Source organism: Chitinophaga vietnamensis, from assembly GCF_902167635.1.
GTDB lineage: Bacteria > Bacteroidota > Bacteroidia > Chitinophagales > Chitinophagaceae > Chitinophaga > Chitinophaga vietnamensis.
Genome location: NZ_CABHMS010000007.1, coordinates 1 through 19,471, shown reverse-complemented (window position 1 = coordinate 19,471; position 19,471 = coordinate 1). Strand labels below are relative to the sequence as shown.

Annotated in this window: 11 protein-coding genes; 6 read left to right on the top strand and 5 right to left on the bottom strand. The window is 51.3% G+C overall.

Annotated elements, in window-relative coordinates; all coding sequences use genetic code 11:
- The first annotated feature begins 45 nt into the window (after positions 1-45).
- From FPG75_RS18795 to FPG75_RS18785, 3 genes are all read left to right on the top strand, one after another.
- Positions 46-3,429, top strand: coding sequence for a TonB-dependent receptor (locus FPG75_RS18795; protein WP_143308831.1), 3,384 nt, complete (start codon positions 46-48; stop codon positions 3,427-3,429).
- Between the two features lie 21 nt (positions 3,430-3,450).
- Positions 3,451-4,968 (top strand): RagB/SusD family nutrient uptake outer membrane protein, encoded by a 1,518-nt coding sequence (locus FPG75_RS18790; RefSeq protein WP_143308829.1) that lies wholly within the window; start codon positions 3,451-3,453, stop codon positions 4,966-4,968.
- Between the two features lie 102 nt (positions 4,969-5,070).
- Positions 5,071-6,915, top strand: coding sequence for an alkaline phosphatase (locus tag FPG75_RS18785; protein WP_143308827.1), 1,845 nt, complete (start codon positions 5,071-5,073; stop codon positions 6,913-6,915).
- A gap of 111 nt (positions 6,916-7,026) precedes the next feature.
- Here FPG75_RS18785 and FPG75_RS18780 read toward each other — a convergent pair whose 3' ends face one another.
- From FPG75_RS18780 to FPG75_RS18765, 4 genes are all read right to left on the bottom strand, one after another.
- Positions 7,027-7,677: an HAD family hydrolase gene (locus FPG75_RS18780; RefSeq protein WP_201748063.1), complete on the bottom strand. Its 651-nt coding sequence runs from the start codon at positions 7,675-7,677 to the stop codon at positions 7,027-7,029.
- 111 nt (positions 7,678-7,788) lie between these two features.
- Entirely contained in the window at positions 7,789-8,922 is a 1,134-nt protein-coding gene (locus tag FPG75_RS18775) for an efflux RND transporter periplasmic adaptor subunit (RefSeq protein ID WP_143308824.1), read from the bottom strand.
- A gap of 14 nt (positions 8,923-8,936) precedes the next feature.
- Entirely contained in the window at positions 8,937-13,295 is a 4,359-nt protein-coding gene (locus FPG75_RS18770; protein WP_143308822.1) for a CusA/CzcA family heavy metal efflux RND transporter, read from the bottom strand.
- A 115-nt stretch (positions 13,296-13,410) separates the two neighbouring features.
- Complete coding sequence (locus tag FPG75_RS18765; RefSeq protein WP_143308820.1) at positions 13,411-13,806, bottom strand: hypothetical protein; 396 nt, start codon at positions 13,804-13,806, stop codon at positions 13,411-13,413.
- A gap of 124 nt (positions 13,807-13,930) precedes the next feature.
- Here FPG75_RS18765 and FPG75_RS18760 point away from each other — a divergent pair, with 124 nt between their 5' ends.
- Together FPG75_RS18760 and FPG75_RS18755 are read left to right on the top strand one after the other, a co-directional pair.
- A complete protein-coding gene (locus FPG75_RS18760) occupies positions 13,931-14,920 on the top strand; it encodes a YncE family protein (protein WP_143308818.1) in 990 nt (329 codons plus the stop codon).
- 122 nt (positions 14,921-15,042) lie between these two features.
- Positions 15,043-15,861 carry a hypothetical protein gene (locus FPG75_RS18755; RefSeq protein ID WP_143308816.1) on the top strand — a complete coding sequence of 273 codons (819 nt, stop codon included), beginning with the start codon at positions 15,043-15,045 and terminating at the stop codon, positions 15,859-15,861.
- 2 nt (positions 15,862-15,863) lie between these two features.
- On the opposite strand, the gene FPG75_RS18750 is transcribed toward FPG75_RS18755, so the two are convergent.
- Positions 15,864-16,814, bottom strand: coding sequence for a sensor histidine kinase (locus FPG75_RS18750; RefSeq protein ID WP_143308814.1), 951 nt, complete (start codon positions 16,812-16,814; stop codon positions 15,864-15,866).
- Between the two features lie 110 nt (positions 16,815-16,924).
- Between FPG75_RS18750 and FPG75_RS18745 the strand changes: the two genes are divergently transcribed.
- Positions 16,925-19,150 carry a DUF4838 domain-containing protein gene (locus FPG75_RS18745; protein WP_161596845.1) on the top strand — a complete coding sequence of 742 codons (2,226 nt, stop codon included), beginning with the start codon at positions 16,925-16,927 and terminating at the stop codon, positions 19,148-19,150.
- Positions 19,151-19,471: the final 321 nt, after the last annotated feature.

Sequence of the window (19,471 nt, the reverse complement as noted above, 5' to 3'; positions counted from 1 at the left end):
TACAACAGTCACCACAACAGCATTCAATCTTTAATACCAATCACTATGCAATCAACACTGCGTCATCATCTCAGGCATCCGCGGAAAGGGATCAAGCCGTTGCTTTTGCTATTGCTGGCAACCGCTCCTTTTGCTGAAAGCTATTCTGCCTACAGCCAGGCACTCAAAAATGTAGTTCCCGGCATGCAAGTAAAAACGGGTAGTCTTACGAATGCCATTTCCACGCTGGAAAAGAAGGGAGGCGTAAAGATCTCTTTCGACCAGCGCGCATTGGCCAACGTGCAGGTAGCACAGCATTCCTGGAAAAATGAAACCGTATCGCATATCCTGTCTGACCTGTTGAGCAATACAGGCTTGCAGTTTGAAGAACGCCAGAACACCATCCTCATCTATCCCGGGAGTAGCGCTACACCAGGCGAAACACGCCAGGAGCGCAAGATCACGGGAAAGGTATCGGATGCCAACGGCCCGCTCATCGGCGCAGTAGTAGTGATCAAAGGCACTACCAAAGGCGCCATCACCGATGTAAACGGTAACTTCTCCATCAGCACGGCCAATACCGGCGATGTGATCCTCAGCATCTCTATGGTAGGTTATAAAACAGTAGAGGCTACCTTCAATGGCGCGCCAATCAATGTAACCATGGAAGTGAGCAGCAAAGAGCTGAGCCAGGTGCTGGTAGTAGGTTATGGCTCACAGAGCAAAACCAAGATCACCGGCGCTATCACAGATGTGAAGCTCGACAAGCTCTCCTCCCGTTCTGTAAACAGCGTGGAAGAAGCATTGCAGGGCAAGGCTCCCGGCGTGGTAGTACAAAACCAGGGCGGCGACCCTACCTCCGCTCCTAAAGTATATATCCGCGGTACAGGCGGTATCAACGGTGAAAACCCTTTGTATGTAGTAGATGGTACTATCTATGATGGTTTGATCAACCCGGCTGATATCGAATCGATGACTGTGCTGAAAGACGGTGCTGCGGCCATTTACGGCGCACGCGCCTCCGGCGGTGTAATCCTCATCACCACCAAAAAAGGCAAACAGGGTAAGATGAGCATCAACCTGGATGCTAAAATGGGCGTGCAGCATACCTATAAAATGTTGAAAGTGCTGAATGCAGCTGAATTCAACAATGTCATGAACCAGGCTTATGACAACGCCGGCGTAGCCAGGAACCCGGCCTATGATCCTGCTAAAAACCCGGATGGCAACATCACCCGCACCAACTGGCTCGACGCTATCACGCAAAGCGCCATGGTACAGGAATACAACGCAGACCTCAGCGGCGGTAATGATAAATCCAAATACTTCATGGGCTTCGGTTACCGCAAGCAAGACGGTATCCTGATCAATACCTTTAACGAACGTTATAATTTCCGCCTCAATTCCGAGCACCAGTTCAATCCCTGGCTGAAGATCGGTGAGAATCTCTCCTATGCTTTCTCCAACGGTAACGGCGCTAACACTACCAACGCTTATACCGGCGCGCTCCTCACCGCCATGTACTATACGCCCAGCGTAACGCCTTACAAAGCTGACGGCTCCTACAACGGCTTGCCTGATGCGTGGGCCAATGCTTATGGCGATGTGATCAATCCCGTTGCTTACCTGAAAAGACTGGATAGCAAAAAACCTAAAAACTTTTTGCTGATCAATCCTTATATCGAGGTTAAACTGCCATTAGACCTGACTTTCCGCTCCAACCTTGCAATAAACAAAGTTTTTGAAACAGATAAAACTTTCACTTCACGCGTACTCGAAACAGGAAAGAAATTCGACTTCAACAATCTCGAACAATACAATAGCAATTCCAACGATCTGCTCGCAGAGCAAACACTGACTTACGACAAACATTTTGGTGGCCATAGCGTAAATGTAGTGGCAGGTTACAGCTATCAACAGTCTAAACGTGAATATTTCGATCTGTTGGTAACTGGCTTCAACGACGAACGGCCCGAATTTCGTTACCCACAAAATGCTGACGGCGTAGATCCGAATGGCTTCTGGGGTGGGATCGAAAAATCCGCGTTGGAATCTTACTTCGCACGTGCGAACTATGATTACAAGGGCAGGTATCTGTTATCACTCATCGGCCGCCGTGATGGTTCTTCATTGGTAGCGCCGCAGAACCGCTACGCCAGCTACTACTCTGCTTCTGCCGGCTGGGTGATCACCAACGAAGACTTCATAAAGAATCTCTACATCGATCATGCGCTCAGCTTCCTAAAGATCCGCGGTAACGTTGGTAAACTCGGTAACCTCGCCAGTCTTCCATCAGGTGCTGTAAATCCGCTGCTGTTAAAAACCAACACTTACTTTGGTACAGGATCTACCATCTCCCGTGGTTATGCTGAAAGCGCCATTGCTAACCTCAATATCAAATGGGCCAGCTCCCGTCAAACCAATATCGGCCTGGATGCAGGTTTCCTCGACAACAGGTTAACATTGAACGCTGACTACTATATTAAAACAACACAAGACATGCTGCGTCAGCGCGCACCACTGAGCACAGACGGCGTGCCTAAAGGTACCTGGTCTAACGTAGGCGAAGTAAGAGATAATGGTATCGAGCTGGGGCTGACCTACAACAGCAAAGCGGGCAGCGACTTCCAATACAGCATCAGCGGTAATCTTTCCACTATTAACAACAAAGTATTGTCGCTCGGATTTGATGATAAAGTATTACCTACTTCCGATATCAATATCCGCAGTTCCATCACCCCGGTTAGAATAGAAGTAGGTCATCCGCTCTATTCCTACTATGTAGTGAAAACAGCCGGTATCTTCCAGAACCAGGCAGAGATTGATGCTTATGTAGATAAGAACGGTAATAAAATACAACCCAAAGCACGTCCGGGTGATCTGAAATTTGTAGATGCCAACGGCGATGGCAAGATCGACAACCTCGACAGACAATTCGTTGGCTCTCCTTATCCTAAATTCACTTATGGCCTGAGCTTCAACGGCAGCTACAAAGGTTTTGACATCAACATTTTCTTACAGGGCGTACATGGCAACAAAATCTTCAATGCCCTCAAATACACCGGTCTTGCGCCACTCGTAACAGGCCAGGGTTACAACCTGCTCGCCGATGTGAAGAACGCCTGGACGCCAACCAATACCGGCTCCAACATTCCACGTGTATCCATCACCGATCCTAACGGTAACTTCGGTACTACTTCCGACTGGTACATCGAAGATGGTTCTTATATGCGCGTGAAAAACGTGACACTCGGTTATACATTGCCCGATGCCTTGATCAAACGTGCAGGCATCAACAAACTGCGTGTATACGTTACCGCTAACAACCTGTTCACCTTCACCAAATACAGCGGCATGGATCCTGAAGTAGGTACCGATACTTACGGTATTGACCTGGGCCGTTATCCGCAGGCAAGAGGTTTCCTTGTAGGTCTGAACCTGAATTTCTAAACTATCAAGCAACACAAGAAAATGAAAAAGCTCATTTATACCCTTTCTGCACTTGCTGGTATTGCCCTTACAAGTGCTTGTAATAAAAAGCTGGACGTTGTGCCGGAAGGCTCTCCTTCGCTGGCTAATTTCTGGAAAACATCGCAGGATGCTACCAGCGGCATGAATGCTGCATACGATCAATTTGATGATGAGAACTTCTACGGACGTGGATGTTTCTGGTTCATCGATGCCAGTGATGACATGGTAGTAGGCCGTGGTAAACCGGAAGCCGAGAATATCAAAAACTTCAATCCTTCGTTTATTGGTGGCAGTTATACTGAGGGCCAATGGTCATTGCGCTATATCGTGATCAAACGCGCCAACGATGTGCTGCGCTATGTACCCGGCATCAATATGGATGCACAGCTGAAACAACGCTATCTTGGCGAAGCTTACTTCCTTAGCGGCCTGATGTACTTCCAGCTGGCCTATAACTATGGCGACAGCCGCGCAGGGGTTCCTATCGTAAGCAAATACAATCCTACTCCAGGCGTTGTAGTACCGAGAGCAGCTAACGTAAACGTGAACTACGACTCCATTATCACTGACCTGAAGCACGCAGCAGAGCTGTTGCCTTACTTCGATACTTACAAGCCGGAAGACTACGGCCACGCACATAAAACGGCGGCCTTTGCCTATCTCGCTAAAACATATCTGTATAAGAAAGATTATGCGAACGCAGAAAGATATGCCGACTCTGTGATCCTCAGCGGCAAACACCGCCTGTTGGATAATTTCTCTGATGTGTTCACCATCGCTAACAACTGGACATCTGAATACATCTGGTCCGCTTACAGCACCGCAGCTGGTAACAGCGGCTGGGGCAGCATCCTGCCGGGTGTAATGCTCGAACTCACCGGCTGGGGCAAATACAATGGCTGGGGCTATTACATGCCTACCCGTGAACTGGTACAGGAATATGAGCCGGGCGATAAACGCCTCGCTGCCACCATCCTGCAACCGGGCGACAAATTCAAATACTTCGGCGACTCAATGGTATATCAATCCAGCAACAGCCGTTCCGGTTATCAGTTCCGTAAGTATATGGAGCCATTTGGTTATAAAGATCCAATCGGCACTTATCTCAGCCGCAATGGCGACCACCCCACCACAGCGCTGAATCCGCCGCTGCTCCGCTACGCAGAAGTGCTGCTCATCAAAGCAGAAGCAGAGCTGATGCAAGGCAAGAATGCAGATAACGAGATCAACATGATCCGTAAACGTGCTGGTCTTGCACCCATCACCGGCGCCACCATGGCCAACCTCAAACACGAAAGAAGATGCGAGCTGGCCGGCGAATGGGCCGACCGCCACCGCGATCTCGTAAGATGGGGCGATGCACAGGCAGCCTACGCAAAACCACTCCATGGTTACGATCCCGTGAAAGTAATATGGCCCGCCCGTACCTTCGATCCAGTGGTAAACGCCGTATGGCCTGTTCCACAACGTGAAATTGACGCCAGCGGCGGCAAGATCGCGCAGAACCAGGGCTGGTAAAAAATATGTGAGAATTTTCGGATTTTCGGATTTTGGGATTTTATTTTACTGTATCTCAGATCAGGAAATCCGAAAATTCGAAAATCCGAAAATCTACAAATTTTGAAAAAGCTGTTTCTTCTCCCGGCGCTGATACTCGCTATTAACGTGCACGCACAAACGAAAACATACAGTATCGCGCAGGCCCACTCCCACAATGATTATGAGCGGAGTACTCCCTTCTACGAGGCCGCTTCTCTCCGCTTCGGTTCTATTGAAGCTGATATACATTTGAAAGATGGTGTGCTGTATGTAGCACATGACCATAAAGATATCCAGGCCTTCCGCACTTTCAAGGAAATGTACCTGCTGCCTGTAGTGCGTCAGTTTGCCGTTAATAACGGTAAAGCCTACCCGGATGGCAGCCCGATGCAATTGCTGGTAGATATAAAAACTGAAGGCCGCTCTACGCTCAAAGCCCTGCAGGAGCTGCTAATACCGTACCGCCAGTACTTCGACCGTAGCGTAAACCCGGAAGCAGTGAAGATCGTGCTCTCCGGTAATGTGCCACCGGCTGCTGAATGGAACCAGTACGATCCACTCTTTTTCTTTGATGGACGGCCAGACAGCACCTACCCTGCCAGCCTGAAACCCCGCATCGCTATGGTCAGTGTGAGTTTCACCAATTACTCAAAATGGAACGGCAAAGGCACCCTTACCCCCGCCGATCTCGAAAAAGTAAAACAGGTGATCGACAAAGCGCATGCACAAGGCTATCCTTTCCGCTTCTGGGGCGCCCCTTCTTCCAAAAGCTGCTACTATAAATTAATGGACCTCGGTGTAGACATCATCGGCACCGATAAGCCCACAGAACTCTACGACGTGATCAGCAATACCGCCAAAACCACTGTGGCCGGGCTTCCTGTACACGAAATATATACGCCTACCTACGCCTCCGATGCTACACAGGTACGTTCCAAAAACGTGATCCTGATGATCGGCGATGGTACTGGCCTTGCGCAGATGTTTGCCGGTTACACGGCCAACAAAGGCGCCCTCAGCCTCTTTAAAATGAAGCAGCTGGGGCTTTCCAAAACACAATCCATAGACAACTACCACACCGATTCCGCCGCCGGCGGCTCCGCCATGGGCACCGGCGTCAAAACCAATAACCGCGAGATCGGTATGGACAAAACATACGTATCTATCCCTGTGCTCTCTGAAACCCTTGCGCCGAAAGGCATCCAGAGCGGCGTGGTAGTGACCGAAGAAATCACCGGGGCTACACCGGCGTCTTTCTACGGTCATACCACCGACCGCGACAGCACCCGTCTCCTGGCGCAGGCGCTCACCACCAGCCCGCTCCAACTCGCGGTAGGTGGCGGCAAGGAAGATTTTGACCAGGACCTCGGCCCGCAATGGCAGCAACAGCTCGCCGCCAAAGGCGTTTATGTAGTGGATAACCTGGATAACTGGAACGCACAAACGAAAAACAGGACCCTGGTGATCCTCAGCAATAAAGCGGTAGGCTCCATGCAACAAGGGCGCGGCGACTACCTCAAACGCGCTGTGAAAAAGGCTTTGCAGCAACTGAACGCCTCCGGCAAAGGTTTCTTCCTGATGGTGGAAGGCTCCCGCATCGATCATGGCGGCCACTTCAACGACCTGGACTACCTCGTACGTGAAATGCTCGACTTCGACGAAGCCATCGGAGAAGCGCTGCGCTTTGCCGACCAGGATAAACAAACCACGGTGATCGTAACAGCAGACCATGAAACCAGCGGCCTTGCCCTCATGGATGGCGATATCGCTACCGGCCAGCTGCGCGGGCACTTCGCCACCAACGACCATACCGGTATCCCCGTGATGGTATTTGCCTACGGTCCTAACTCCCAACTGTTCAGAGGCGTATACGAAAACAATGAGATCTATGCCAAGATGCTCCAGTGCTTTGGCATCCGGAAATAGAATTTTTGAATTTATGGATTTACGGATTTATGGATTTAATTGGAGCGGAGATGACTACATTGTTCATCTCCGCTCCAATTAAATCCATAAATTCCAAAATCCCAAAATCCCTTATAATAATTGTTGCAATACCGGATCAGTGTAGTCATTCACGAATGCGATGATATTATTGTATGCGGCAAATTCGTCGCGTGTATGCATAGTTGTTAGTACCACTGCTTTCATACCGGCGTTGGCGGCGGCTTCCACGCCTTTAGGCGCATCTTCAAATACGATACAGCGGCCAGGTTCAACACCAATGGCAGCAGCGGCTTTCAGGAAAACCTCGGGATCAGGTTTGCTGTGCGTAACATCCGCCGCGCTGATCACCGCTTTGAAATAGTGGCGGATATCCAGGTTATCCAGCACATAGTTGATATTGAAAGTATCAGCGGCCGTACCAATTGCCATGGGAATATGTTTCGCCACCGCCTGGTCGAGAAACGCAGGCAGACCTTCGATCAGCGCGAGATGCGGCCGGAACGCTTGCTGGTACAGTACTTCCTTCTCATGCGCAATTTCCCGCATCTCTTCCAATGTAAAATGATCTTTTCCGAAAACACGGGTCAACAATTCCTCGTTCTTGCCATACATGTGCCCACGTACCGCTTCTTTATCAAGGTTAGCACCCAGCCGCTGTAACATGTTATACCATCCTTCCAGGTGATAGGTCATGTCATTGATCATTGTGCCGTTCATGTCAAAAATAAAAGCCATAAATATTTTGGTATTTATTGATTTACGAATTTTCGGATTTGATGGACGAAAATAAGGCCCCATTCTCAAATTCGAAAATCCGTAAATCCCAAAATCCGTAAATCCGTAAATTTTCAATTACTCTTCTTCTACTTTATTTTTCATCTTCATCAATAGCGTGTAGGCGTTAGCCGTTACTATTTTCTCCTGCGGGAGCGCTTTTCCGCCTGGGCTGGTGATAGCGGTATAACCGTTGCTGGAAGCGCCTTTCTCCACCGGCCACAGTTCAAAGGTGTGCGCATCGCGGGCGATGAACACATAGTTCTTGTTCTCCCAGCGCAGTACGGCATCATCCGGAACGGCCTGCACTTCTTCGCCGCTCACTGCTACATCTGCATTCATGAACATGCCAGGCACCAGTTTCGTATCATATTTTTCAAAATGACAATGCACTTCGCCGGCCCGCTCTGCATCGAGGTTGCGGGTAACGAGGATGATCTTCGCTTCATGAATATCTTCCGGATGCTCATTGGTAAAGGCTTTTACGGTTTGCCCCACTTGCAGCGCGTTGATATCTTTTTCAAAAACGTTCAGGTTGAGATGAATATCGGAGGGATCGATGAGCTCACAGATCACCTCAGTAGGACTTATATATTTCCCGGTATTCACTTTCACCGTAGCCACGTAACCATTGATCGGCGCGGTGACGGGTATGCTGCGCGAAATATTCTGTTCGCTGAGACGATCCGCGCGGATGCCGATCAGCGCCAGCTTTTCAGAGAGCGCGCGCACCGTTACCTGCTGCGCCGTATATTCTCCCTGCACCTGCTGAAACAGTTTATCACTGCTCACTTTGTTGAGGTTCAATTCTTTTTGCCGGTGGTATTCCTGTTCGAGGAACTGTAATTTGGCGTTGGCAGCGAGGTAGTCCTGCTGTAGCTGGATGAACTGTATATCTTCCAGTACGGCCAATACTTCGCCTCTCGTGACGTGCATGCCAGGCAATAGTTTCAGCTGTTTCACATAACCGCCCAGCGGCGCGCTGATGCTCACCAGGTTTTGCGGCGGCACGTCGATCAGGCCATTCAGATGAATGGTGCGGCTGATCTTCAATTGCTGTGGTGCAGCGATGGTCAGGTGTGCATTCTTCAGCTGATCATCGTTGAGGGTAACGGTGTTACTATTATTGTTCGTTTGTTCTGCCGCCTTTGGCTGGCGGGCGTCGCCGCAGGCGGCGAGCAATATCATCAAACCTGCCAGGTATTTTTCCATGATACTAATTTTTTTTAATTCGTGCCTGTGATCTTTTCCAGCTGGAAGGCAGCCTGGTTGTAATTATCTTCTGCATTGAGGTAATCGTTCTGTACGCCGATGCCCTGGTTTACCAGCAGCACCCATTCCAGGAAACCGATGTTGCCATTCGCGATCTGCTGCGCGGCGGCATCGAGTAATTGCTGTGACTGGGCGAGGGCGGTATCGCGGTAATAGCGCAGGTTATCGGCCTGTTTGCGGTAATTGGCCAATGCGCTGGCATAGCTGTTTTGCAGCTGCACGCGGGTAGCCTCCTCGGCTATCTTCAGTTGCTGGTAATTGAGCGCGCTGGCTTTGATGAGCGCACGGTTGCCGCTGTTGAACAGCGGGATGCCCACCCCCGCCTGCACCGCAGAGAAACGCTTGCCGCCGCCATAGTAGGTTTCGGCGCCATTCTCGCGCTGGTAACCGATAATCGATTGATTACTGTATCCCAACATCAGATCAGGAAGCTGTTTTCTTTTTTCTTTTTGATAGAGATGAGCGCCCGCTTGGGTAAGATGCTGTTGCCGCTGTAACAGCGGATGTTGCGCGATCCAGCTGGTATCGGCGCTGAGGACCGGCGTATATTGCAGCGGCGCAGGTTCCGGGGCATATTGCACGGTGACTTCGCCCAGCAGAAAGTTGAACTGTTGCAAGGCGATCTGGATATCGGGTTGCAACTGTTGCAGCTGATGTTTCACCTGGCTGCTCTGTTGCCGTGCTGCCGTGGTTTCCACGATATTGTTCTCTCCCAGCTTCAAGCCCAGTTCTACTTTATTGACATACAAAGCATAGATGCTGTCTGCATAATGCAGCAGTCTTTCTTTTTCGTATAGCCATAACAGTTGGTAGTAGCTTTGTTTCACTGCGATCTGTATCTCTCGTTCCGACCATTGGCGGTCGGCCATGGCGGCGCGGTAATTTTCCTGCAAAGCTTTGCGTTGGCTGGTATATACAGAAGGAAAGCTGATAGTCTGCGTGATACCAATACGCGTATCATTGGCGATACTGTTCATCTGCCCATACTCTGCACCCAGCATGGCTTTGGAAGGATCGAATCCCGATCGCTGCAAGGCCTGCTGTTGCTGCGTTTGCAGGGATTTGCCCTGTAAGGCATAATTGTGTTTCGCGGCCATGTCCAGTGCAGCCGGCAGCGGAATGCGCTGTTGTGCAAAGGCAGGCGTGCCAGATACTAACAACAATATGACAACTGCCGCTACGCCGCCACCTTTGCTGCTGCGGCCTTTTCCGAACATCAGGTAAAGGGAGGGCAGCACAAGCAAAGTGAGGATCGTAGAGGTCACCAGCCCGCCGATCACCACAGTGGCGAGCGGGCGTTGCACTTCTGCGCCGGCGCCGGTGCTCAGCGCCATCGGCAGGAAGCCAAGAGAGGCCACCATGGCCGTCATCAGCACGGGACGCAAACGATCTTTCGTGCCTTGTGAAATAATCTCCATCATATCTTCCATACCATCTTTTCTCAAACGGTTAAAATGACTGATCAATACAATGCTGTTGAGCACTGCCACGCCAAACAAGGCAATAAAGCCGATGCCTGCGGAGATGCTGAAAGGCATGCCCCGCACCCACAGCGCCAGCACCCCGCCGATGGCCGAGAGCGGGATGGCGGAATATACCAGCAGCCCTTGCCGGATAGAACCGAATGCAAAATATAACAAGAGGAATATCAGCAGCAGGGCAACGGGAACGGCTATACCCAAACGCGCTTTTGCGGCAGCGAGGTTCTCAAAGGCGCCGCCATAAGTTATAAAGTAACCCGGCGGCAAATGCAGCTGGCGGCCTGCTTTGGCCTGCAGCTCTTCCACCACGCTCTGCACATCGCGGCCACGTACATTGAAACCAACGATGATGCGGCGTTTGGCATCTTCGCGCTGTATCTGGTTAGGACCATCCACCACCTCGATATCCGCCAGCAGGCCCAGTGGCAGCTGCTGCCCATTGGGTGCGGGGATAAGCAACTGGCGCACATCTTCGGCCTGTGTACGCAAACTGCTGTCCATGCGCACCACGAGGTCGTAACGCTGCTCGCCTTCGAATACATAACCGGTGCTTTGTCCTGCGAAAGCAGTATTCAGCACCTGGTTCACCGTAGCGATATTGAGGCCGTATTGCGCGATGAGCGGGCGTTTATATTTCACTACGATCTGCGGCATGCCCGTTACTTTTTCTACGTATAAACTTTTTGCGCCGCGTATGGTGCTGGACAGCGCGCCCAGCTTTTCCGCGTAGATGGCCAGCGAATCGAGGTTTTCACCGAATATCTTGCACACCACATCCTGACGGGCGCCAGTCATCAGTTCATTGAAACGCATCTGCACAGGATATTGAAAACCGGTGGTAATGCCGGGCACAGTAGCCATCTGCTCTCCCATCTTCTCTGCCAGTTCATCAAAACTTTTGGCAGAAGTCCATTCTTTCTTGTCTTTCAGGATCACCATCATATCGCTCGCTTCGATCGGCATCGGGTCGGTAGGTATTTCTCCGCTGCCGATCTTCGTTACTACCTGCTGCACTTCGGGGAAGTGCTTCAGCAGTACGCTGGCGGCCTGTTGCGTGCTGTTGATGGTGGTATGTAAACTGCTGCCGGTAAGCACGCGGGTATCCACGGCAAAGTCGCCTTCTTCCAGCTGCGGGATAAATTCGCCGCCCATCGTTGATAATAACCACACGGCGCAGGCGAGTAATACCAGGCAGGTGAGGATCATCGTTTTCCTGAAATGTATCACACGCTGTAACATGCGCCCGTAGGCCTTTTCCAGCCATGCCATCATACGGTCGGCCAGCGTTTGCTTGTGGGATATTTTTTTATTGATGCACAAAGCGCTCATCATGGGCACATAGGTGAGCGAGAGGAAGAAAGCGCCGAGCACCGCAAAGGACACGGTTTGCGCCATCGGGCGGAACATCTTTCCTTCGATGCCGCGCAGTGTAAGGATCGGCAGGTATACTACCAGGATGATGACCTGCCCGAATACAGCGGCATTCATCATCCGCGAGGCGGCTGTGCTCACCTCGTTATCCATATGTTGCTGGTCTACCCGCTGCACCCCTGCATAGTCGCGCCCCTGCGTGAGCTTGTGCAGCACGGCTTCCACGATGATGACGGCGCCGTCTACGATCAGGCCGAAGTCGAGCGCACCGAGGCTCATGAGGTTACCGCTTACGCCGAAAGCGTTCATCAATATCACGGCGAAGAGCATGGACAGCGGTATTACCGATGCCACGATCAGCCCTGCGCGGAAATTGCCCAGGAAGAACACCAGCACCAACACCACGATCAGCGCGCCTTCCATCAGGTTCTTCTTCACGGTGCTGATGGCGTGATTCACCATTTTAGAACGGTCGAGGAAGGGTTTTATCTCCACGCCTTCCGGTAATGTTTTACTGATAGCGGCTACTTTCTTTTTCACTTCTTTGATGACGGCAGATGAGTTGCCGCCTTTGAGCATCATCACAACTGCGCCGGCTACTTCGCCCTGATCGTTGTAACACATGGCGCCATAGCGGTTGGCGCCGCCGATCTTCACGGTGGCCACGTCGCGCACCAGCACGGGCAGGCCTTTTTCAGAAGTTTTCACAACGATGTTGGCGATATCTTCTATGGACCCTGCGAGGCCTTCGCTGCGGATGAAAAGTGCCGTAGGGCCTTTCTCGATGTAAGCGCCGCCGGTATTCTGATTGTTTTGCTGCAGCGCATCGAAGAGCGCCGGCAGCGTTACATTGAAGGCTTTGAGTTTGGCGGGGTTTACGGCCACTTCATATTGTTTGAGCACACCGCCGAAGCTGGATACGTCGGCCACGCCGGGCGTGCCAAGCAGCTGGCGGCGGATGATCCAGTCCTGTATGCTGCGCAGCATGCGGGTATCATACCGGTTTTCGTAGCCGGGCTTTGGTTTCACCACATATTGATAGATCTCTCCGAGGCCGGTGGTTACCGGCGCCAGTTCAGGCGTGCCTACATCTTTTGGTAAGGAGGCCTGCACTTGTTGCAGGCGTTCGGACACCTGTTGCCGCGCCCAGTACACATCGGTATTATCGGAGAAAACGATGGTGACGAGCGAGAGGCCGAAACGGGAGAAGCTGCGTATCTCCTTCAGGCCGGGAATGTTGCTGTTGGCCTGTTCTATCGGGAAGGTGATGAGGCGTTCCACATCGGGGGCTCCCAGTGCAGGCGTTACCGTTATAACCTGTACCTGGTTATCGGTAATGTCCGGGACGGCATCGATCGGCAACAATGTAAACTGGTAGCTGCCCCAGGCCACCAGCGCTAGAATAAATAGTCCTATAATCAGCTTGTTCCGTATGGAAAACTGAATAATGCGGTTGAGCATATCCCATGGATTATATGCCTGTGCAGGAGCGCTGCGCAGGGCACATGTCAATAAATGTACCTGTTCACGTCAAGTAACGTGTTGAAAAGGTAATAAATGTTTATGGTAAAGACGATTAAGCGGCAGTGAAGGTCCGGGGAGGTTGCCAGATATCGGCGCCGGGGATCACCGGGCGCATCTTGTTAAGATAAGAAGGATAGTTGATGCGGATATCGCCGCTATACGGCACGGTAACGGTATAGCTCACCGGTGGCGCGATGGCGGGCATCACAGCATAACCGATATAGTCATGCGTTTTGAATGGCAATTCCATATCGCGGTCATAATCCTTGTCGTGAATATTACCACTGAAATAATGCAGTTTGATAAATGTGATGATGGAGATGTGCGGGTCTTCCATCCGGTGCTCATGCAGGTGGGCAAAGAACACGGGTATCTTCAACAGCTGGTTGCATTCTGTGAAGTTCAGCAGATAGATGCTTAACAATAGTATGGCTCTTATCTTCAGCACAGGACAAAAGTAATAAAATTTTATTGCGGGTTAAATTAAAATGAAGAATATACGGAAAGATGCCAGACTACAGATTACATACAGAATCGCCTTCGAGATTTGTAACCTTAACGTATATGTTCATATGAAAGCACTTTTCCTGTCGGCCGCACTGCTGGCCGCCTGTGCCACACAGGCTCAGTCCTGGCATGTAGCCAGTACCTTCCATATCAAAAGCGATGGCAAATGGGATTACATAGCCCTGAACCCTGTTACGCAGCAGCTGTACGCCTCTCACGGCACGCAGGTCAATATCCTGGACAAGAACAGCGGCGATTCCGTTGGCGTGATCCCTAACACCACCGGCGTGCATGGTATCGGTTTTGCGCCTGCCTTCCATAAAGGTTATACTACTAACGGCAAGCTGAATACCGCTACTGTATTCGATATCCACAGCAACAAAGTGCTGGGTGAAGTGAAAACAGGCGAGAACCCCGATGCCATCTTGTATGATGCTTTCTCCAAAAAGATCATCGTTTGCAATGGTAAAAGTAAAGACCTGAGCGTGATCGATCCGGCTACCGACCAGGTAGTGCATACCATCCCGGTTGGCGGTCGCCCGGAAACAGCCGTGAGCGATGATGCCGGCAAGATCTATGTGAACCTGGAAGATAAAAGCGAGATCGTAGTGGTAGATGCGACCACCTTCACTGCCGGCGCGCACTGGCCGCTCGGCAAGGGCGAAGCGCCTACCGGCCTCGCTATCGACACCAAAACCAAACGCCTCTTTGCCGGTTGCGATAACAAACTGCTCGTAGTGATGAACGCCACCAACGGTAAAGTAGTGACCACCCTGCCAATCGGCGACGGCTGCGATGGCGTAGCGTTCGACGAAGCAGAACACAATATCTTCGCCGCCAACGGCGAAGGCACCCTCACCGTGATCAAAGAGCAATCAGCCGATAAATACAGCGCACCTGTAAACGTGCCTACCAAAAAAGGCGCACGCACACTGGTGGTAGATCCGGCTACACATGCCGTATACCTGCCCACCGCCGATCTGCTGGCTGCCGCCGCCGGCGCCAAGCCTCAAGCGGCTCCTGGCAGCTTCCAGGTACTGAAAGTGACCAAATAGCAAGGAAAATAATGATGAATGGCGAATGAAAGGCCCGTAAAAAGGGCTTTTCATTCGCCATTATTTTTTATATTTATGATGGTCAAGATAACCCTCGTTTTTATCCCTCATAAATCATTCACGTGGACTCCTGGGAACGCAAAGCATTGCATTTTATTAATCAAACCGCCCATTGGGACAAGGACAAACAACCATCCCCTCTTCCGGCCTTCAGCCTCGATCTGTTGAAACAATTGATGGATGCCGATGTAGTACTGCAACTGGAGCTGACAGACGAACCCCTTACCATCAACGGCAAGGTGATTCAAGCCGGCCCCGTCAGGAAACTGTTGCATCAGAATGGTTTCAAAACCATCTGGTGGAAAGACGTACCACAGGAAAGTACCGCCATACAAGCGCTGCTGCAACATTGCGCCTCTGCCGTGCTCATACCTGTTAGCAGCACCACGCCTGATATCAGCGTGATACTCCTTGGCTGGCATGCCATGCAAACGTTCGATGATGCTTTCACCGCCTGCGTGGAAACAATACGCCTGCGCATGAAAGAGCTGCGGCTGCAATCACAGCAGCAATCCTATCTGCGGAAGCTATCACAACGTTTTGCCGCTATCATGCATACTATCCCGCATGCGCTGGTATTCATCGACAACGACGGCTTTTCCGGATGGGTGAACCAGCAAGGCGCACAGCTGCTGAAGCTGCCCGGCCCCGGCGAACAACTGCCCGTGATCCTCTCCGATGCGCTCACACAATTGCGCAACCGCACCACCAATACCCAGGATATTTACAAAGAAGCCATCCGCCTCTTTGCATCTCCCGATAATGAGATACGTAACTGGATATGGCAGTTCGATGATCCGGAAAATAAAACCTGTAAAGTATCCTGCCTGCCCGTAAACACACAGCAGATAAGCGGCAGACTATGGATATTTGAAGAGTGAGATCAATACCTGCGCCAGAGGAAATGAAAGGTGCTGCCTTCGCCGGGTCGCGTATCCACCCACACTTTGCCGCCTTGTTCTTCTACCAACAGTTTGAAAAGATTCAAACGGGTACTTGTTTTACCATCTTTCTCTACCCGCTCAAATAATTTGAAGACAAGATCTGTATCAATACGGGTGAGGCCAGGCCCGTTGTCTCTTACAAAAAACGCATAGTAATCGTCCTGCGCTGCTCCCCCGATCATAATCTCCCCCCGGGGCTTATCCATGTGCAGCACAGCATGCGATACCAGCTGCTGAAACACTTGCTGCAGGCGATCGCGGTAGGTATACAATACCGGCAGCTGCGACGCGATGCTCATGCGTATGTGTGCCGGCACAGACAAGCCTTGTAGCAATTCCGCTACGGATACATGCTCTTTTTGCAATGGTGCAGCGGTTTGCCGGGTATAATCGAGGATAGATGCAACCATATCTGTAAGATGGTGCGTAGCCCCCATCACGATCTGCATATACTCTTTCAGGTCTGGTGCGCCTTGTACCTGTTCATCCTCATTCACCAATCCTAATAAGGCTACAATACTGGCCAGTGGCGACTTCAGATCATGCACGGCCATGTACATGAACTGCTCCTGCTGCCGGATGCGCGTTTCTTTTTCCTGTTGCTCATGGTACATGCGTTCAAACATATCCACTTGCAGTTGAGCCAAACGCGTATCCAGCGGCGCATGCAGCAGCAGCAGCGGGATGTGCTGCAACTGCGGCGCCATATCGATGCCTTTTGATGCATCCATAATGATGAGATGAACAGGCAGATGAGAGGCCACATCCGCCAGGGTAGCAACTTTGATGATTACGCGATGATCCGCTTCCAGCACAGGTTCCAGTGAGAAGAGCTGGCCAGGGCCATCATCTGCCAACAGGATCGTGAAAGTTTGTTGTTGCTTCATCATTTCTGCATAATTTCGTCGTAAATGTATTCAAACATACTCATATTCAACGTGATTTGAAACTGGCCGGATTATTGAAACACCTTTCGGCCATTACCGCAATGTTAGTGAAGATGAATAGTTTATTATTAGCCTCGATGCTGGTGGTGCACAGTTGTACGCCGCCCGAAAACGAGATCAGCCTGGTATCCGGCGGCAAGAGCGCTTATGTGATTGTTACGCCGGCGACGCCTACCAAGGCGGAAAGCAAGGCTGCCACCGTGTTTCAGGATATGGTGAACAAGATATCCGGCGCCCGGCTACCCATCGTGCCGGAAGGTAGCTATCAGCAAGAGCCCGCAGTATTTATTGGTCAAACCAATCATAGCAGCGGCCCCGACAAAATAAAGGCGGATGGCTTCTTCGCCGGCATGCATAACAAAAACCTGTACATCCGCGGTGGCGGCGGCCAGGGCGTGTTGCATGGCGTGTATTATGTATTGGAAACGTATATGCATTGCCGTAAGGACGCCGATGTACCCGCCTATGTGCCCAAGGAAAAAAATATACAATTGCCCGGATCATTGAACGATCTCCGGGAACCCGCTTTTATTTACCGCGAAACCTACTACCCTGCTTCCACCGATCCCGAATACCTCGACTGGCACGGTCTGCATCGCTTTGAGGACTTGTGGGGCGTTTGGGGACATTCCTTTTTCAAGATAGTGCCGCCTAAAACATATTTCGCGGAACATCCGGAATATTTTTCGCTGGTAGATGGAAAACGCCAGCCCATGCAGCTTTGTTTGAGCAACCCGCAAGTATTTGAACTGGCTGTGGCTTATTTCAAAAAGGCGATCAGGGAAAATCCCGATGCGATGTATTGGTCCATCGCCGCAGAAGATGGCCCTGGCGCCTGCACCTGCGATCAATGCCGTGCAGCCGATGCCGCGGAAGGCAGTGCTGCCGGCTCTTTGATCCGTTTCGTGAACCGCATTGCACAACAATTCCCGGAGCAGCGCTTCACCACACTGGCCTATGGCTATACGGCGAAACCGCCGAAAACAAAGCCTGCGCCCAATGTTTATATCATGTTGAGCACCATTGATGCATATCGTCAGGAGCCGCTGGCCACGGCGCCTTCCGCTGCGGCGTTCCGCAACCACCTGCAAGGATGGGAAGCGCTCACCGATCATCTGTTCATCTGGGACTATACCACGCAGTTCACCAATTACCTCGCTCCTTTTCCGGACTATACGCATTTGCAGGCCAACCTGCAATACTTTGCCGCGCATCATGTGCAGGGCGTATTTTCACAAGGCAGCGGCGACACTTACGGCGATATGGCCGAATACAACAGCTACGTACAGGCGTCACTGTTATGGCAGCCCAATGCTGATATGGCGGCCCTCAACAAGGCTTTCTTCAAGAGCTATTATGGCGCTGCCGGCCCTTATATACAACAATACCAGGAAGCGCTCAGCGCTGCCGTAAAATCGACGCATGCCGTACTGGATATCTACGGCAGCCCGGTGTATAGTGCGAAGGATTATTTGTCGCCCGAAAAGATCGATCAATATTCCGTATTGCTCGACAAAGCCGAAGCTGCTGCCGGCAGTGATTCCGTATTGCTCAAACGTGTGCTGAAGGTCCGGCTGCCACTGGAGTACACGGTATTGCAACAATCGCGCTCCTATGGCACCGATAAATTTGGCTACCTGCTGCCCGATGGCAACAGCTTTAAGGTTAATCCGAAATGGCCCGCCAGGGTACAACATTTTGTGGCCGCCTGCAAAACGGCCATGGTAAAGGAACTATCAGAAGGCGGCGCTTCACCGGATACCTATGCGCAGGAATGGCAGGCGCTCTTCAACCGTGCCTGGGTACAAGGCCTGGCCTTTGGCGCCCCAGTGAAACTGGCCAATGCCTATACGCCGGAATACACGCCCAAAGGGGAACGCACGCTTACCGACGGACTTCCCGGCGGCAAAGATTTCAGCTATAATTGGCTGTACACTTATGATAAAGATATGATCGCTACCGTGGACCTCGGCAGCAGCAAAAAGATACAGCAGGTAAGCATGAATTTCCTGTTCGATCCCCGGCATTATATTTTCCATCCGGCGCATGTGTTGGTGGAAACCTCCGCGGATGGCCAGCATTACACGGTAGCGGGCCAGCAGGATATTCCTGTGCCCGCGGAAGATTACGAAGTGCAGATCAAACATTTTAATTTCCCGGTGAGTGCAAATGCCCGTTATATCAGGGTGAGCGCGCAATGCCCCGCGGCCTTGCCGGCGTGGAGGCATGTGGCGGGTAAACGCCCCGCGATTTGTTGCGATGAGATTTTTGTGGAGTAGATGATAGGCCCACCAATATGGCGCCCCGATGGGGCGCTGGCGCGGAGATGCACCAATGCTACCAATATTTCGCCCCTACGGGGCGGAACGTATATGCCCGTAGGGGCGGCATAGCGGTAAAACACAAAGAACAAACATCAATATGCCCCGTAGGGGCAACATATTGGTAGAAACACGAATAACAAACACCATACGCCCCGTAGGGGCAACATATTGGTAGAAACACAAAGAACAAATATCAATATGCCCCGTAGGGGCAACATATTGGTAGAAACACAAAGAACAAATATCAATATGCCCCGTAGGGGCAACATATTGGTA